Annotated in this window: 9 protein-coding genes; 8 read left to right on the forward strand and 1 reads right to left on the reverse strand. The window is 40.0% G+C overall.

Features of this window, described 5'->3' with window-relative positions; genetic code table 11:
• Nucleotides 1–76 precede the first annotated feature (76 nt).
• A complete protein-coding gene (locus ACKPCA_RS05070; RefSeq protein WP_321281752.1) occupies nt 77–4,066 on the reverse strand; it encodes a two-component regulator propeller domain-containing protein in 3,990 nt (1,329 codons plus the stop codon).
• Nucleotides 4,067–4,628: 562 nt separating this feature from the next.
• On the opposite strand from ACKPCA_RS05070, the gene ACKPCA_RS05075 reads away from it, so the two are divergent.
• The 8 genes from ACKPCA_RS05075 (at nt 4,629) to ACKPCA_RS05110 (ending at nt 18,890) form a co-directional block, all read left to right on the forward strand.
• Nucleotides 4,629–7,805 carry a SusC/RagA family TonB-linked outer membrane protein gene (locus ACKPCA_RS05075; RefSeq protein ID WP_321281753.1) on the forward strand — a complete coding sequence of 1,059 codons (3,177 nt, stop codon included), beginning with the start codon at nt 4,629–4,631 and terminating at the stop codon, nt 7,803–7,805.
• A 22-nt stretch (nt 7,806–7,827) separates the two neighbouring features.
• Complete coding sequence (locus ACKPCA_RS05080; RefSeq protein ID WP_321281754.1) at nt 7,828–9,378, forward strand: RagB/SusD family nutrient uptake outer membrane protein; 1,551 nt, start codon at nt 7,828–7,830, stop codon at nt 9,376–9,378.
• An 86-nt stretch (nt 9,379–9,464) separates the two neighbouring features.
• Nucleotides 9,465–11,078: a putative Ig domain-containing protein gene (locus tag ACKPCA_RS05085; RefSeq protein ID WP_321281755.1), complete on the forward strand. Its 1,614-nt coding sequence runs from the start codon at nt 9,465–9,467 to the stop codon at nt 11,076–11,078.
• Nucleotides 11,079–11,231: 153 nt separating this feature from the next.
• Entirely contained in the window at nt 11,232–12,698 is a 1,467-nt protein-coding gene (locus ACKPCA_RS05090) for a sulfatase (protein WP_321281756.1), read from the forward strand.
• A gap of 85 nt (nt 12,699–12,783) precedes the next feature.
• Nucleotides 12,784–14,232 (forward strand): sulfatase, encoded by a 1,449-nt coding sequence (locus ACKPCA_RS05095; RefSeq protein ID WP_321281757.1) that lies wholly within the window; start codon nt 12,784–12,786, stop codon nt 14,230–14,232.
• A 51-nt stretch (nt 14,233–14,283) separates the two neighbouring features.
• On the forward strand, nt 14,284–15,780 hold the full coding sequence (locus ACKPCA_RS05100) for a sulfatase (RefSeq protein WP_321281758.1): 1,497 nt from the start codon (nt 14,284–14,286) through the stop codon (nt 15,778–15,780).
• 56 nt (nt 15,781–15,836) lie between these two features.
• Entirely contained in the window at nt 15,837–17,330 is a 1,494-nt protein-coding gene (locus ACKPCA_RS05105; RefSeq protein WP_321281759.1) for a sulfatase family protein, read from the forward strand.
• 117 nt (nt 17,331–17,447) lie between these two features.
• Nucleotides 17,448–18,890 (forward strand): sulfatase, encoded by a 1,443-nt coding sequence (locus ACKPCA_RS05110; RefSeq protein WP_321281760.1) that lies wholly within the window; start codon nt 17,448–17,450, stop codon nt 18,888–18,890.
• Nucleotide 18,891: the final 1 nt, after the last annotated feature.

Raw genomic sequence — 18,891 nt, forward strand, 5'->3', positions numbered from 1 at the left:
AATGAAAAAGAGCAATAAGTAATTTTTATTGCTCTTTTTTATCTTCATATTCACAAAACTAAGTATTGATACTATATCAGTTTACATATTTACTTGGGCTTATCCCATAAAACTTTTTGAATGAAGTGCTGAAATATTTAGGATCAGAAAATCCTGTGCTATAAGCAATCTCGCTGATGCTGTATTTCCCTGTTCGAATAAGTTCTGCCGATTTCTTTAATCGAATAATCTTCACAAAGTCCTGCGGCGACTGATCTGTCAGGGCTTTTAGTTTTCTGTAAAGCACCGGACGGCTCATGAATAATTTCTTGCTGAACTCTTCAACCGAAAAGCTTGAGTTGTCGAGGTTTTCATTCACAATATCCATACACTTTTGAATGAACTCCTGGTCCAGTTCGTTTTTGTAATTGATTTGCTCGCTGGTATCTTCCTGTTTCAGGAACTTTTCCTTCAGTACCTTATGAGAGTTGAGCAGGTTGGATATCTTCGATTTCAGAATGCGCAAGTCAAAAGGTTTCTCTATGTATCCATCTGCACCCAGCTCATAGCCTTCAATCTTATAATCGGAAGATGTTAGGGCTGTTACCAGGATAATAGGAATGTGACAGGTTTCGATATTCTTCTTCAGATGAGTACAGAACACCCTTCCGTCCATAACAGGCATCATGATATCCGAAACGATGATGTCGGGTTCCGTATCCTTAATTAAATCCAAGGCTTCCTGTCCGTTGCCTGCCTGCAGAATATGGTAGCTCGACCTTAGCTCATTGCTCAGGAAAGAGCTTAGCTCCTTGCTGTCCTCAACAAGCAGGAGTTTAGGAAGGTTCTCATCGGGAAGTTCTGTTTCCTGTCCTTGCTCCTCCGGACTAACTTCCAGTTCTTTAACAGAAGTTTTAAATACCGGAATGTACTTCTCTTTTGGTTGTTCTTCTATGAAGTCGGCAGGCTTAAAGTGCTTGTTGTCAAGTTTAAACTTGAGGGTAAAGCAGGTGCCTTCATTCGTTTTACTGGTAAAGCCTATCGATCCTGAATGGGCATTCACCAATTGCCTAACTAGCAGCAGTCCAACGCCACTACCAGTCTCTTCGGAGTTAATGGCATTGGTAGCACGGTAATATCTCTTAAAGATATTTTCCTGCTGTTTCTCTGGAATACCAATCCCGCTGTCCTCGACTTTGATGGTACACTGAGTCCTTGAAACATCAATACAAATGCTGATTTTTCCCTCCTCAGGGGTGTATTTAATCGCGTTGGAAATCAGGTTATAGAAAATCTTATCGAATTTTAATTTGTCGTACCACAAGGCAATATCCTCGCGATATGAAAGAAGTTGAAACTGAAGTCTTTTCTTTTCCAACAAGGGTTTGAATGAAGCTGATACCTCTGAAAGATGTTCTACCAGATTGTGCTTGGCCACCTGCAGCTGCATTTTCTTCATCTCAGCCTTCTGGAAATCCAGCAGCTGTGTAAAGTGAGTGGTTAGCTTATCCACATTCTTAAGCGCCATACAGATCAGTTCAGAATCCTGTTCCGACAGGTTTTCTCTTGACGAAAGGCTTGTTAGAGGCGACTTGATCAAGGTAAGCGGTGTTTTCAAATCGTGCGCTACATTAATAAAGAACTGAATCTTTTCATTGGAGTGCTTCTCCTGCAAGCGTATTTTCATAAATTTCAACACAAAGTTGGCTGCCCCAAAAAACAGGATCAGGTATAGTCCGTACGCCCAGTAGGTTTGCCAGTAAGGAGGATTTACCTTCAGTGTGATTTGTCTCTCTTTTCCATTCCAGTCGTCCTGCAAATTACTTGCCCTCACCTTAAAGGTGTAGGTGCCAGGAGGGATGTTGGTATAGGTAGCTGTAGACGAGGAAGAGGCTGGAGTCCATTCATTTTCGAAATTCTCCAGTTTCCACGAGTATCTGTTTTTTACCGGGTTGGTATAGTTGATCCCAACAAAATCCAAGGAGAAAGAGTTTTGATGGTAGTCGAGTTCAATCTCCTGCGTTAAGTCGATGTGCTTTTGTAAGGGAGTATTGGGATCCCCAACAGGGTATGATTTATTGGAGATTTTAAAATCAGTAAAGAACAGCTTGGGAGCAATTAAAATCTTCTGTATATGAAGCGGGTCGAAGGATACAAAACCACTTTCTCCACCGAAAATCATCTTTCCCTTGGAGGTGATGCAGGATGCCCCGTAATTGAATTCCTTAATGGGTAAGCCATCGGAGATATCGTAGTTGACAAACTTTTTGCTGTGAGGATTGAAAAGCGAAAGTCCGTTGGTCGTGCTAAGCCAAAGTCTTCCTTTATCATCAGGCAGAATGCCATAGATGGTATTGGAAGGTAAACCATCGCTTTCGGTAAAGTGCATGAACTTCTCGGTCTTCGGGTCGAATATGTTCAGGCCACCTCCCTCGGTGCCGATATAGACTTTCCCATTCTCATCTTCGTAAAAGCAGAAGCATGCGTTGCTGCTAATGGCATCGGGATTGTCTTTGTTGGGTAAAAACATTTTGTATTCCCCATTGTTTTTGTTGAAAAGGAAAAAGCCTTCCCTGCACCCTAGGTAGAGATAATTATTTCTCCCTTCGTAAATGTTCTGAACACTGTAGATAGGGTAGGAAGTTATCTTCTTAGTAGAAGGAGTATATTTTAAAAGCTGACCACGGATGGAACCAATCCAAATGTTGTCATTCCTGTCCTTTAGTAATTTATAAACGTAAATGGTTCCCTGATTCTTTTCTAGTTCGTTATTCTGAAAAACAGCCTGGGTTTTCCCTGTTGTCGGGTTTATTTTATCGATACCACCACCGTAACTACCAATCCATACCTCATTTTTATTGACCTGTTCCAGCGTTAAAATGGTATTGCTTCCCAGCAGATTCTTTTGTTTTGAATTGTTGTAGATGTGCTTCCATTTATTGGTAGCGGGATCCAGAATGCTCACCCCTTTTTTGGTTCCAAACCAGATTTTTCCATTCGAATCTTCGAGAACTGCTCGCCCAGTGTTGTTCCCCAAAGAGTTTGGCTTGTTTACCACATGTTGTATGGGTTCGAAAGGAAGAAAGTTGGGATCATACACATTCACACCACCCCCATATGTAGCAACCCAAAAGCGGTTGGCATCATCTTTCATCAGGTCATATACCCCGTTATTGCTCAAAGAGTGAGGGGCATCCTCATTGTGGTTAAGGCTTTCCTTTATTTCCAGCTTGTCGTTGAGAATATACACCCCTTTGCCATCTACGCCAACCAGGTAGTTCCCATTCTCTATGGCAAGGATCTTTTTGACCCATACTCCTTTGGCAATGGTATTAGAGAGGCTTTCGCATTTTACGATTTTCCCTGTTTTAGGTGTCCAGATAAACACTCCTTGGTCGATGGTACACAACCAGATTCGCCCATGGGGATCCTGAAAAATATAATTACAATAGGAGTTGGATAATTGTACATTTGGCAATTTCAGTTCGTTCAAAGGACTGATTCTGTAACTGGTCGTATTGATCTTGTAGATTCCGTTGCTGGTTCCAATAATAAAGTGGTTATTGTCGAAGGGTAAAATGGACAGAACCGGGGTATTGATCTCTTTTATTTTAATTAAGGAGTCTTCCTTGGGATTAAAAATGTATGCAGTATTATCTGCACCGATTAAAATATTTCCCTTTTCATCTTGTTTGATGACATTGATTCTTAGCGTGGAGATCTCCTTCTCATTCTTACCTGTAAGCCTATTGTATAAATCCTTTTCAGAATCGTAAGAGAAGAGTCCGTTCAGGGTCCCCACCCATAAAGTTCCATGCTGATCTATCAACATAGCTTTGGCCACATTTGTTTCCGAGTTTAACTGGTCTTCCGTAGTCAGGCTGTAATGTTTAAATTGGTAACCGTCATACCGATCTACTCCGTTTCTGGTTCCAAACCAGAGCAATCCCTTAGAATCTTTTACTATGGAATAAACAATGTTATTGCTAAGCCCTTTGTGAATGGTTAGGTGGCGCAGATCCATACCTTTTAAGGTAAGGCTCAGAGCTAGTAGAAGCACTGTGATTACAATCGTCCGTCTTTGCATAGTATTTCTAAGTTGATATTTTGTAAGTAATTTGATTTAAAAGAATGATTGGAACCAACTAGTATTCCGATATTCACTTTTCATTGCTGATTAATATCTCTATTATTCAAGCTAATAACAAATATAGCGAATGACTGTGAATGTCGGGGATTAAGAGCTTGAAAAGAACGCACAGCACACCTTTAAAGAACGATAAGCAAACTATAAGATAACCCTTGTAGAAGTATTTTCGTTTATTTGTTAGTAATAGCATCAGTCTTACATGTTGGCAGTGTATGATTTGCTAATGTAATTGGCAATTCGAGAGAGAAAAGCTAGAAATAACAAGGGAGAATGATTATTGAAGTGGAGAAATTGTCTCTGGCGAGTTCAAGGGAGTAGACGAATCGTGTTTTCTCTTTTTGGAAGTCTCTTCTTGTTGATTGTTAGTGTATAAGAGCTTTGTTGATATGTTGGAAAGTAGTGGCTTGAACGGTAAGTTAAGGTTTTAGAACTGTGATTGAACCCGTTTCAGATGAGGGATATCTTACTTAGCAACCGTTAACATTAAATCTAAATTTCAATGAAACGACTTAAAATTATTCTTCTATTTCTGTTTTTGGGGATGCAATCCTTTGCGCAGACGCAAATAACAGGAACGGTAAGCGGCGCTGACGGGTTGACCCTACCCGGAGTAAATGTATTAATAAGAGGTACAGCTGTTGGGACTACAACGAATATTGATGGGAAATACACGATTGAAGTTCCCAATACTGAAGCGGTGTTGCTTTATTCATTTATCGGTTTTGAAAGCCAGGAGGTCGTAGTTGGATCTCAGAAGGTGATCGATATTGTATTGCAGAATTCTACGGAATCTTTGGAAGAGGTTGTGGTTGTTGGTTATGGTGAGGTGCGTAAGCGTGATGTAACCGGATCTATTTCTAAGGTGAAAGAGTCGGAAAACGTTGCTAGACAGTATTCCAGTGTGGATGCATTATTACAAGGACGTTCTTCAGGTGTGCAGGTGATTTCAAATCCTGGTTCTCCTGGTGCGGCTGTGAGTGTTCGTATTCGTGGTACAAATAGTTTGCGCGGTAACAATGAGCCTTTGTATGTGGTTGATGGTGTGATTATCAGTTCTGCAGGTGAGGATGTATTGGATGCCTCCACTGATGCCAATGAATTGCAATCGCCTCAAAATGGTTTAACAGGTTTAAACCCTCGTGATATTGAAAGTATCGAGATTTTGAAGGATGCTTCGGCAACGGCGATCTATGGTTCTCGTGGTGCTAATGGTGTAGTTTTGATTACAACCAAGCAGGGAGAAAAAGGAGATGGTAAAGCGAAGGTGAATGCATATGGCTCTGTGGAATTTTCATGGATTTCTAAAAAGCTGAATATGCTTGATGGTGTTGGTTATGCAAAGTATCGTAACGAAACTGCCATGCTGGAAGGAAATAAGATTAGCTTCAATATTCAGGGTGACCAGGTTTATAATATCTCTTACAAAACTGATCCTGATACAGGATTAGAGACTCCTGTTATTGCTGATACTCCTTACGAGAACAAAAACTGGCAGGATGAGGTTTATGAAATGGGTGTTACCCATACAGAAGGTGTAACCGTGAGTGGTAGAGGTGAAAAATCAAAATACTATTTCTCAGCTGGATTTGCTGATCAGAGAGGTATTGTTGAAACTTCACGCATTCAAAGAGGTGACCTTCGTTTGAACATGACAAACGATTTAACTGACAAGTTGGTGTTGGATACAAGAATATCGATGATGTATCAGGATGGTAGCTTTGCTCAGTCAGGAAGTAAGTCGGGTGGTAACCGAAGCTTTACCAAGCAGGTATTGTCTTATACTCCACTTGTAGGATATGAAAATGAAGACAGTGATGATCTTGACCTGGATGTTTCTAATCCATATGCATGGTTAACCGACTACGATGATGAAACCAAGGAGCTTAGAATTAATGCTTCATCTTCTTTGACTTATGAAATTACAAAGGGCTTAAAGTATAAAATTCAGGGAGGTCTTGACTACAGAAATAAGGACAGATCAAGATTCTGGAATACTGGTGTATTTAAAGGACAAAAAGAAAATGGTGCATTGGCTATGTCAACTCTTGACCGCTATTCATATACTATGGACAACTTGTTGATGTACAACAAAAAGTTGAATGACAATCATAGAATTAATACCACAGTAGGTGTAACTTTCGATGGCAGTCATGCTAAGGCTTCTGTTTATGAGGTGACTGACTTTCCAATTAAGTCGTTAGGTATTGAAGCTCCAGAACTTGGACGTATCATTACACAGCCATATGATTTGGTAACAACAGAAGAGTCTATTCTTTCCTTCCTGGGACGTGTGAACTATAGCTTGATGGACAAGTATGTGTTTACTGTGAGTTTTAGAGCTGATGGTTCTTCAAAATTCTCGAAAGGAAACAAGTATGGATATTTCCCTGCTGCAGCATTTGCATGGCGTGTGATTGAAGAGGATTTTGTGAAAGACTTGAATGTTTTCCAAAATCTTAAATTCAGAATGGGATGGGGACAAACCGGTAACCAGGCCATTAATGCATACAGTACTTTGAAAAACTATTCTACAGTTTACTATGCTGATGTAAACGACAATACTACCATTGGTAATGTTGGTTCTAACATTTCCAATCCAGACTTAACCTGGGAGACTACCACTCAGTATAATGCAGGTTTAGATATGGGATTCTTTGGTGGCCGATTGAGCGTAGTTTCTGATATCTACTACAAGAGAACAGAAGACTTGTTACAGGAAATTCAGATTGGACCTTCAAATGGTTTCTCAACCATGCCAATTAACCGAGGAGAGATTGAAAATAAAGGGATCGAGCTTTCGGTAAACGGTATTGTAATGGACAAGAAGGATATCTCTTTGTCTGTAGGTGGTCACATTTCCTTCAACAGAAACAAGGTATTAGAATTGGGATTGGCTCCTTCTTCAGTTTGGAACAATGGAGTTGAGTCTAAGGAAGTATTTTACTTAGGAAACAATGTATCGACAGGTACTTACTTTAAGGCTCCTGCCAATATCTTCATGGAAGGAAAAGCAGTAGGTATGCTTTGGGGATATAAGACTAACGGTATTTACCACAGTGCTGACGAAGCTGCACAGGGCCCAACTTACATGGGGAATGCAAATGCTGCCGGTGACGTAGCTTTCGTAGATCAAAACGGTGACGGTAACATCAATGAATTAGACAGAACTTTCATTGGTAATCCAAATCCTGACTTTACTTACGGTTTTAACTTGAGCTTTAATTATAAGAGATTTACTGCCAGCGCACTTTTCGAAGGTGTATATGGAAATCAGGTAGTGAATGGAAATGCAATGGAAATTGCTTTTGCAGAAGGAAACAGCAAGAATGTTTTAGCAAGTACTTATTACGATGCATGGCGTCCTGATGCTCCGAATAACAATGCTCCAAGAGTAGGATACGATTTGAACGAGGTATTCACAGATCGTATTGTTGAAGATGGAAGCTATTTCAGAATGAGTAACATCACTTTGGGCTATGATCTTCCAGTAGAATCTCTAGGATTTAATAAGGTGAATCTATATGTGACGGGTCGCAATTTGTTCACCATTACAGATTATTCAGGATATGATCCTCAGGTAACCAGCTTTATGTATGATGGTACTATTATGGGGGTAGATTGGACAGGAACTCCAAATGCTAGAAGCTTTTTGGTTGGTTTAAATATTACTTTCTAAGGATCAAAAAAAACAATAGATTATGAATTTTAAGATAAGACATATACTTTCTTTCGTATTAGTGGGGACATTGCTTGGAGCTTGTTCCCTAGAGGAAGATCCAACATTTCCTTCAGCAGATGTTTTGTTCTCGGATGTTGAAGGTGCCAATACCGTATTAAATGGGTGTTATTCAAGTGTGGCAGATTTTAATTATTGGGGAGCAGACTTTCATCATTTAACAGATCTGGGATCGGGGATGTATAACACAGGGAAGGATGACAACCTAAAAGATATTGCAGCCTTAAACCCGTATTCTTCTCAGAACTATGTAGAAAATGTTTGGAAGGGATGTTATCGTACCATTGAGAGATGTAACGATTTAATTTCTGGATTAAACAACAGTGACCTTGGCGAGGATGAAGTGAGAGACCTTATGGGACAAGCATATTTCTTAAGAGCCTTTACTTATTTTAATTTGGTTCGTTTGTATGGTAAGGCACCATTGCGTACAGAGCCTGCAAGTAGTGGAAATGTGAATGCAGCATTAAGTCCGGCAAGTGCACTTTATGAGCAAATTATTGCTGATGCGAACCTGGCAAAAGAAAAATTGAATGCCGTGCGTATTGATGGCCGTCCGACTATTTATGCTGCAAGCATGTTGTTGGCAAAAGTATACATGACTTTGGCAGAAAATCAAACAGCATCGGAAACAGAGTATTGGCAGAAAGCTTACGATGAGGCCATTCTTGTGTATGGAAACTTTTCATTGGTTTCTGATTACCGCAGCCTGTGGATTGAGGAAAGCAGCAATTATACTTCCGAGTCTATTTTCGAAATTGCAGGTAATGTTGAGAATACACTACGTCATTTACAACTGTTTACTGCAAGTAATGGTAACTTGGGAAGAAGTGTTTGGGGACGTATCAAGCCGAATATTGAAATGTACGATCAGCATGCAGGTGCTTATGCTGGAGATCCAAGAATCGATGCTACTTTCCAAACCAAATGGGATAAGTTTAATGCTACAGGAAAATCGACCCCTCAAGTAACCTACCCAGTATTTAAGGGGAGAAATAACAAGGATAAAAGTTATCCATTCCTGGCGAAGTATTTCATTAAGAATCCTATGGCTTTGAATTACAATACAAACATGAACTTGGTAGCCTATCGTTACAGTGATTTATTGATCATGTTGGCTGAGATTGAAAATGAATTGAATGGTCCAGCCAATGCCTATCAGTATGTAAATGAGGTATTGGATCGTGCAAGAAACTCAGCAGATTCGCCATCTACAGAACCAGCAGATTGGAGCGGTCTTTCACAGGAGCAATTCAGAGAAGCAATTATGGCAGAATACAACTTTGAGTTGTTGGGAGAAGGTCATGATTGGTTCAATGCTCGCAGAAGAGGATATGAATACTTCAAGACACATGTGATCGATGCACATAACAATACCAGTGCTTATGATTTTTCAAAACTAAGAGACGTAGAGTATCCGGATAACGAAAGAACTATGGTTTTCCCAATTCCGGCTACAGAAATTACTTCGAATCCAAATGTTTCTGCTTCAGATCAGAACGCAGGTTATTAGTCGAATTTGAAAAATTAAATGAATGTGTGCAGATGGGTTTGGCTAGTATCTGCACACCTTCATTCACTAACCTAAAAAAAGGAAAAATGAAAAAAAATATAGCGTCATATAGTTTGATGGCAGCAATGTTTACGCTTGCCTTTGTTAGTTGTGATGACTCGAGTGAACTAACCAATATTGAAAAGGAAATTCCTGAACCAGTACTAAACAAATATGTAGCAGTAATGTCTGGCCCTAAAGATATAATTGAAACTGCAGAGGCTACCGTTCATGTTAATGTTGGAGATTATTATTTCAGTTTAGCAGGAGTTCATACCGATAGTGGAGAGAATATTAGTGACTCAAAAGAGCTATTTAGTATTGATGAAGAATCAGGCAAGATTTCTATTAAAACAACCGAAAATAAAAGTGCCTCAGAGCTTGCCATAGGAAGATATTACTTTAGCGTTGGCGTAGGTTACATTGGAGGAGTATCTGTTTTCGATAGTATTGCCACCATTGACATCATGGAATTGCCATTTACCATTGCATACAGCACCAATGAGTTTGATCTTGCTTTTGGTCAGTTGGGAGAGTTCGCAACTGTAAATGTGACAAGTGATGATGAAACAATGGAAGTTTTGAGCTACGAATTGATCTCTGCTCCTGAAGGAATTACCATTGATGAAAATACCGGTGCTTTGAGTAAAGGAACTAAGAATGTAGCAGCAGGTACACATCATTTATCAGTGAGAGTAAAAACAAATCAAGGGGTGAAGACTTTCTCAGATTTAGTTGAAATCACAGTTGGTTCTCAACCTCAACTGTTTTATACCAATGCGGGAACCGAATTCTCTAGTGTATCGGTTTCTTCATGGAGTGGTTTTACTGCTGCCATTGGAGGGCCAACTCAAGATTTAGGAACAGGTCTTTCTTATCAGTTGGCAACTACTGATATCAATGGTTTAAGCATTGATGCTGCTACCGGAGAAATTACTCTGACCGAGGATAGCAATTTAGCTGAAGGAACTTATAATGTTAGTATTACTGTAGTTGATACTGATGGTTTTGAGGTTGGCTATGCTGATCTGTTTGCCATTAATGTAGTGAACGCATGGGAGGCTTTTACTTTTGATGATGTGGATGTTTCCTCATATGCAGATAAAGAAGTCAGACCTGTAAATGACCAGTTTGCAGAATATGAAACTGTAATGTTGAATGGCTCTGCCGCAGAATTTGTTTCCTACAAGCATTTGCCTGATCCTGGTACAGGCTTTTTACCATATGGCTTCAGTTATAACTTTGGAAAAGCAACTCAAATTGATGCACCATTGTTACGTGAAGTTGATATGGATGGTACTTTCCGGAAAATGAAAGTTTCATTTGGAGAGACTTCAGTTTCCAAAATTCAGGCGGATGGTGTGAAAAGACTTTTTTACTACGGTTATAGCAGAACTGAGTTGATTGACAATGCCAATTTTGTTGATGCAGAATGGAACTTGCTAATTGCAGATGATAGCGATAAGTGGGCCGTGAATAATTATAAAACTGGATTTAAGAATATCGAAACGGAGTTTGTAATTGATGATCCGGCGCAGGATAAACTATACCTGCAATGGAGAGTGCAATCAACAATGCCGGCCACAGGTTATACCAGAGGATGTTTAAATGCAATCAATATCCAGGTAATGAAAAAAACAAGTCCTGTATTTGCAAACTAGTAGAAAGATACCTCTTTACTTTTAGGAGTAAGAGTAAATGAAGTAAAAGGAGAGTTGAGGATGGTTTGTTCCATCATCCTCTCCTTTTTTTTAACCTTTTTTTTGAGATCCATCTCAAGGAGTGATTTCAAAACTGACCAGAACAATCTAATCATGAAACGAATAAAAAACTCCTCACTATTATTAACTGGCTTACTGGGGCTGGCAGCTACAGAATCTTGTTCCGTTCATCAGGAGGAAGTAAAACCCAATATCCTTTACTTTCTGGTAGATGATATGGGGGGAATGGATGCCCATTACCTGGGATCAGACTTTTACGAAACCCCAAATATGGATAGGCTGGCATCTCAGGGGGTAAAATTCACCAATGCCTATGTGAGCCATCCACGTTGTGTGCCATCCCGTTATTCTATAATGACCGGGAAATATCCGGCAAGAATAAACCGTCCGGGACCTGGTAAAATGAAGCTGGAAGAAGTAACTGTTGCTGAAGGTCTGAAGGAAGCAGGCTATTCTACATTCTTTGCTGGCAAATGGCATTTGACGATGGGAGGAGAAAGTATGCCGGAGAATCAAGGTTTTGACTACAATATTGCGGGAGGGCATGCAGGAGCACCTATTTCTTACTTTTACCCATATAATTCACCTGCACATCACCAGTTTAAAACACCTATCCTGGGACTGGAAGATGGCCATGAAGGCGAATATCTTACCGACCGATTAACCAACGAGACAATTGAGTATTTGAAACAACATGTAGGCAATCATCCTGATCAACCATTTTTTGCCTTCCTGTCTCATTACGGAGTGCATGAGCCTTTTCATGCAAAGAAAGAGTACATTGAAAAGTTCAAAAGGAAATTGGATTCCATTGAATTTAAGCAGCCGGAATTCATCAGAGAAAGTCATGGTTACACTAAAATGAGGCAAGACAATGCTGAATATGCTGCCATGCTTTACAGTGTAGACGAGAGCTTAGGAAGGCTTTTGAAAACATTGGAAGAACTCAAGAAAATGGATAATACGATTGTAGTTTTTTACTCAGACAATGGAGGATTATCAAATACAGGAAAGGAAGTTCGTCTATTGGCTACCTCAAATTATCCATTGCGAGCCGGTAAAGGTCATTTGTATGAAGGTGGAGTTCGCGTTCCTTTAGTTGTAAAATGGAATGGAGTGACAAAACCAGGTTCCGTTTGCGATGCACTGATTACGGGGACAGACTTTTTTTCCACTTTCCTGGAGGCAAGTGGAATGAGCTTGCGTCCACAGGATCATTTGGATGGTCAAAGCTTTCTGTGGGCACTAAAAGGAGAAAAGAACCCGAATCCACAACGGGCAATTTACTGGCACAACTGTTTAGCCAGACCATTAAGAACTGGTGATTACAATAGTACTGCAGTAAGAAGGGGAAAGTATAAGCTTATTGATTTTTATCTGAAAGATTCTCTGGAGCTGTATAATGTAGAGGATGATATCATGGAGAGTGAGAACCTTGCCGACAAGCTACCAAAAGAGAGAGATGAGCTGTTGCAACTAATTCAGGACTGGCGCAAGGATGTAAACGCGAATATGACAATGAAGGAAAGTAAAAGTACAGTAAAAGAGTACAATCATTAATTGCTTTCTGAGCTGTCAAATACAATTTTGAATAAGATTAAACCTATTGGTTTTTTATATCTTCTAAGTCTTAAAATCAAAAAAAATGAATTACAAAAATATATTGCTTACCGGAATGGTGGGATTGGGATTAACACCTTCCTGTACTCCTGAAAAGAAAGAGATAAAACCAAATGTATTGTTCTTTCTGGTTGACGATATGGGGTGGATGGATGCAGGCTATCAAGGCTCAAAATTCTATGAGACACCCAATATCGACAAACTGGCTGAGCAGGGAGTACAATTTACCAATGCCTATGCTACGCACCCAAGATGTGTGCCTTCCAGGTATTCTTTGATTACAGGAAAGTATCCTGCCAGGGCACAAATGCCAAGGCCGGGCGAGGGGAAGCTTCGTCCGGGAGATGAAGGCAAACTTAAGGCCGATGAGCTTTGTTTGGCTGACGCATTAAAAGCAGGAGGGTATTCTACTTTTTTTGCCGGGAAATGGCATTTGGCAACCTCGGGGACTTACCCGCAGCATGTTGGTTTTGATATCAATATCGCAGGAGGTCACGCTGGATCTCCAATTTCATACTTCTATCCTTACAATGAAGGAAAACAAGCGGGGAAAAAGAATCCGATAGAAGGCCTGGATGAAGGAACCAAAGGAGAGTATTTGACAGACAGGATTACTGAAGAAACGGTTGAATATATTGAAAGCCATGTCACGAATCATCCGGATCAGCCTTTCCTTGCATATGTATCTCATTATGCCGTTCATGAACCCTTGGAGGCCAAGGAAGAATATGTGAATAAGTTTAAGAAGAAACTTAAGACCATGAGCTACGAAGCTCCTGAATTCATTGAAGAAGGCACAGGCACCACGAAAATGAGGCAAGATGATCCTGTTTACGCAGCCATGATTTACAGCATGGATGAAAGTTTGGGAAAGATTACCAAAACATTGGAAAAACTGGGGCAACTGGACAATACCATTATCTTTTTTTTCTCTGATAATGGAGGTTTGTCGAACAGAGGTTTTAGGCCGAGAAGAGTTGCTACCTCCAATTACCCATTGCGAGCAGGTAAAGGTCATTTATATGAAGGGGGAGTCAGGGAACCTATGATTGTGAAGTGGCCTGGAGTTACTAAGGCAGGAACAAAGTCTGATGCGATTGTAACGGGAACGGATTTTTTTCCTACGATTTTGGAAATGGCTGGTCTGCCAATTCAACAGAAAGCTCATGTTGATGGGGAGAGTTTTACCTGGGCTCTGACAGGGGATAAAGTCCCAAAAAAGGATAGGGCTATTTTTTGGCACTCACCAATTTCTCGCCCTCATGCAACAGGAGATGAGAAGTGTAGTGCCATTAGAAAAGGGTCTTACAAGCTGATTGAGTGGTATGATGAAGGTAGGATTGAATTGTACGATCTGGAAAAAGATATTCAAGAGAAAGACAATATAGCAGATGAAAAGCCTAAACTGGTTAAAGAACTCTTAGTGGAACTCGCAGACTGGAAAAAAGAAGTGAATGCGTATATAAAGGAATAATTTTATAGTGATAAAAGTACTAGTTGTAGTAACTGCAAAATATATTAAATAATGAATTTGAATTTAAAATCATTATCCTGTTTAGGACTTGGATTATTGGGTGCCACGGGCACCATGGCTGCAAAGAAGGAAAAACCAAATGTTTTGTATTTCCTGGTAGATGATATGGGGTGGACTGATACTGGTTATCAGGGATCAAAATTCTATGAAACACCAAATATTGATAAGTTGGCACAGGAAGGGGTTAAATTTACAAATGCCTATGTAAGCCACCCTCGTTGTTTGCCATCACGTTATTCTATTATTACAGGGAAGTACCCAGCCAGAGATTGGGTGCCAGGCTCAAATGAGAAGCAATTAAAAGGGGGAGAGACTACCTTAGCTGTGCCTTTTAAGGAGGCTGGATATTCAACTTATTTTACCGGGAAATGGCATTTGGCTTCTAATGAAAGTCTACCGGAAGATCAAGGGTTTGAAATCAATATTGGCGGAGGTCACGCAGGGGCACCTACATCTTATTTCTATCCATATAATGTAAAGAAGGATGCAAAGCCTGGTAAGGAGCGTCCAATTCACGGATTGGATGATGGAGTAGAAGGCGAATACCTGACCGATAGATTGACAGATGAAACCATTCAGTTTTTGAAAAAGCAGCATGAGGAAACACCGGATAAACCATTCCTTGCTTACGTATCGCATTATGCTGTTCATACCCCATTTCAGGCAAAAGAGGAGTATGTGAAAAAGTTCAGAAAGAAATTAAAAACCATGCATTACGACGGACCTGAGTATATCGACGAGGGGACAGGGCAAAGAAAAATGCGTCAGGATAATGCTGTTTATGCAGCTATGATCTATAGTATGGATGAGAGTTTGGGCCGTTTGGTGGAAACCCTCAAAGAGTTGGGCGAGTATGACAATACCATCATCATTCTATTTTCTGACAATGGAGGTTTGTCGAATCGTGGAACAAATCAGCGGCAATTGGCTACTACCAACACCCCATTGAAGGCAGGAAAAGGACATCTGTATGAAGGTGGAATTCGTGAACCTATGATTGTTAGATGGCCAGGTGTAACCAAAGCTGGGACAGAAACAGATGCTGTAATTATTGGATCAGACTTTTTCCCAACAATGCTTGATATGGCCGGATTACCATTGCATCCTGAAGCTCATCTTGATGGAGAAAGTTTTGTTTGGGCATTACAACACAAAGCAAATCCAAATCCTGATCGTGCATTTTTCTGGCATTCTCCAACAGGAAGACCTCATTCAACAGGTGATTCTAACTGTAGTGCTGTTCGCCAGGGAGACTATAAGCTAATGGAATTCTTTGACCAGGGACGAGTAGAGCTTTACAATGTGAAAGAAGATATTTCTGAATCGAATAACTTAAGTGAAGCGATGCCTGAAAAAACGGCAGAAATGTTGGAAACCCTTCATAACTGGAAGAAAGAAATTGACGCTTTTAAAAAAGTAAAGAAGGACAAAAACAAGAAGAAGGGGAAAGGCAAAGGCAAGAAAGGTAAAAAGGTACATAGTCATTAGTAATTATTGACAAATAACTAAGGACTTGTAACGAATTACAATAAAAAACTCAATCAATGAATGGATTTAAATATGCAGTTGCGGGTTTAGGGCTGGGTTTATGCTTTAATATGGCGGCCCAAGCTCAGCAACTGCCAAAGCTGGAAAAAATTAAAAAACAAAAGCCACGTAATGTGATCTTCATTTTAACGGATGATCATCGCTACGATTTTATGGGCTTTACAGGTAAAGTACCATGGCTGGAAACTCCCAATATGGATAAGCTGGCTAAGGAAGGGGCTTACTTTAAAAACACATTTGTGACTACCTCTTTGTGTTCTCCTAGTAGGGCCTCTATTTTAACTGGTCAATTTTCCCATTGTCATACGATAGTTGACAATTATGCTCCAGACCCAGGAAATCTGGTTTACTTTCCTCAGTACTTGCAGAAAAAGGGATATGAAACTGCATTCTTAGGAAAATGGCACATGGGAGACCATGGTGATAAACCACAACCAGGTTTTGATCATTGGGAAAGTTTCAAAGGACAGGGAATCTATTACAATCCTGAATTAAATATTAATGGAAAGCGTATTCAGTATAAAGATTCAACTTACATTACTGATTTGCTAACAGAACATGCCATCGACTGGTTGGATCACAGAGATAAGGAGAAGCCTTTTTTCATGTACCTCTCTCATAAGGCAGTTCATGCTGAATTTGAGCCAGCGAAAAGACACAAAGGCAGATACAAAGGGAAAAAAATCACATTGCCTCCTACTTTCGACCAGACTAAAAATGGGAAATACCGTGACTTAAAATGGCCGGAGTGGGTAAAGCAACAGCGCGTTAGTTGGCATGGTGTTGATTACATGTATCACGGGAATGCCGACTTTAATGAAATGGTACAGAAATATTGTGAGACATTATTAGGGGTTGACGAGAGTATTGGTGCCGTTTTGGATTATCTTAAGAAGCATGGCCTTGATGAATCTACCATGGTTATTTATATGGGAGATAATGGCTTTAGCTGGGGAGAGCATGGTTTGATTGACAAAAGACATTTCTACGAAGAGTCGGTAAAAGTTCCTTTCCTGGTTCGTTGTCCTGAGCTTTTCAAAGGAGGCAAAACAATAGAGAAAATGGTTCAAAACATTGATATTGCACCTACTGTTCTAGAGTTGGCTGGATTGAAAAAGCCGGAATACATGCCGGGTCACTCCTTTACACAACTACTAAAAGGTGATGAAAGCAATTGGAGAGATCGTATTTTCTATGAATATTACTGGGAATATGATTTCCCAATGACTCCAACCGTTTTTGGTCTTCGTACCGATCAATACAAATACATTCGTTATCATGGTGTTTGGGATAGAAATGAATTGTATGACATCAAAAATGATCCTGATGAAATGTATAACCTGATTGATAAGCCAGAGCATCAGGAATTGGTAAAGGACTTGGCTAATCAGTTATATGATTGGTTGGAAAATACTGATGGTATGAATATTCCATTAAAGCGAACAGTAAAATATCGTTGGGGGGATTATCGTCATGATAATCAATATTAACAGGGAATAAGGTTAAGAAATGAAACGTCCATGAGTAAATAATTATTAACTCACACGCGAGGATGATTATTTGCGAATGGTAAGTTCCATCTGACAAATGAATAAAAATATAAACAGATGAAAAACGAACTTTTATGTATGGGGCTTTTGGCTGTAGCAGGAATGAATCCTGCACAGTCTATGGCTAAAGACAAAGCTGAACAAGCAGAAAAGAAAAATGTACTTTTTATTATGGTGGATGATTTGCGTCCACAACTGGGATGTTATGGACAAACTCAAATTAAGTCACCTAATATCGACAAGCTTGCCAGTGAGGGTACATTGTTCAGAAAAGCATATTGTAACTATCCGGTTTGTGGTCCTTCAAGGGCCAGCTTGTTAAGTGGGCTGCGTCCCAATGCGACTCGTTATATCAACAACCAGAGCAGTGTGGAAAAAGATGAGCCTAATATTGTTCCTATTCAAAAGGCCTTTAAGGACAACGGGTACTATACTGTAAGTTTAGGTAAAGTATATCACCATAGATTTGATATGGTTGAAGGGTGGACTGAAAGACCATGGCACGCAACTGACGGAGAAAAAAGAAAAGATCATCCGGATGGTTGGCGTGACTACCAGGATAAAGACAATCTTGCCCTTTGCAGGGATAATAAGGGGAGAGCAAACTCCTTCGAAATAGGAGTGGTGAATGATGAGGATTACTTTGATGGAAAAATTGCCAACAGAGCCATTGAGAAATTGAAGAAGTTCAAGAAATCAGGACAGCCATTCTTTATGACTGTGGGATTTATCAAGCCACACTTGCCATTTAATGCGCCAAAGAAATATTTCGATTTATATCCAAAGAACTCAATTGAGCTGCCAACTAACTACTATGCACCGGAAAATGCACCGGAACAATCACTTCATAATTGGTGGGAGCTAAGGGCTTATCACGATATCCCTTCAAAAGAGGGTAATTTGACCGATGAGAAAGCCAAAGAAGTGATTCGTGGCTATTATGCCTGTGTTAGCTATGTAGATGCCATGGTGGGCAAGGTATTGGATAAACTGAAAGAGTTGAACCTGGATGAGAATACGGTTGTTTGTTTGATCGGAGATCATGGATGGCAATTGGGAGAGCATTCATTGTGGTGTAAACACAGTAACTTTAACAAGGCATTGAATACTACCATGATTGTAAAAGCCCCTGGCATGAAAGGTGGTCACGAAACAAATTCTTTAGTTGAACTGATCGATTTATATCCTAGCTTTTGTGATTTGACAGGAATCGATGCCCCTGATCACTTGGAGGGGAAAAGTTTTGTTCCTGTTTTGAAGAATCCTAAAAAGAAATGGAAGGAAGTGGTGTATTCTAAAATGGGTGACGGCTGGACCGCTATTACTCAGCAATACATTTATACAGAATGGAAGAATAAAAAAGGAGAGACTACAGAACGAATGCTATTCGATCATAAAAATGACCCGGAAGAAAATGTCAACGTTGTTGACCAAGTGAAAATGAAAAAAGTAGTGGCGAAAATGTCAAAACTTCTGGACCTATATGTTGAAGCAGAATAAG

Origin of the sequence: Marinifilum fragile, assembly GCF_963677365.1 — a bacterium.
GTDB classification, from domain to species: Bacteria; Bacteroidota; Bacteroidia; order Bacteroidales; family Marinifilaceae; genus Marinifilum; species Marinifilum fragile.

Coding starts and splice junctions, on each gene's coding strand:
- ACKPCA_RS05095 (WP_321281757.1), top strand. CDS start 12,784: ATGAATTACAAAAATATATTGCTTACCGGAATGGTGGGATTGGGATTA.
- ACKPCA_RS05090 (WP_321281756.1), top strand. CDS start 11,232: ATGAAACGAATAAAAAACTCCTCACTATTATTAACTGGCTTACTGGGG.
- ACKPCA_RS05100 (WP_321281758.1), top strand. CDS start 14,284: ATGAATTTGAATTTAAAATCATTATCCTGTTTAGGACTTGGATTATTG.
- ACKPCA_RS05080 (WP_321281754.1), top strand. CDS start 7,828: ATGAATTTTAAGATAAGACATATACTTTCTTTCGTATTAGTGGGGACA.
- ACKPCA_RS05085 (WP_321281755.1), top strand. CDS start 9,465: ATGAAAAAAAATATAGCGTCATATAGTTTGATGGCAGCAATGTTTACG.
- ACKPCA_RS05075 (WP_321281753.1), top strand. CDS start 4,629: ATGAAACGACTTAAAATTATTCTTCTATTTCTGTTTTTGGGGATGCAA.
- ACKPCA_RS05105 (WP_321281759.1), top strand. CDS start 15,837: ATGAATGGATTTAAATATGCAGTTGCGGGTTTAGGGCTGGGTTTATGC.
- ACKPCA_RS05070 (WP_321281752.1), bottom strand. CDS start 4,066: ATGCAAAGACGGACGATTGTAATCACAGTGCTTCTACTAGCTCTGAGC.
- ACKPCA_RS05110 (WP_321281760.1), top strand. CDS start 17,448: ATGAAAAACGAACTTTTATGTATGGGGCTTTTGGCTGTAGCAGGAATG.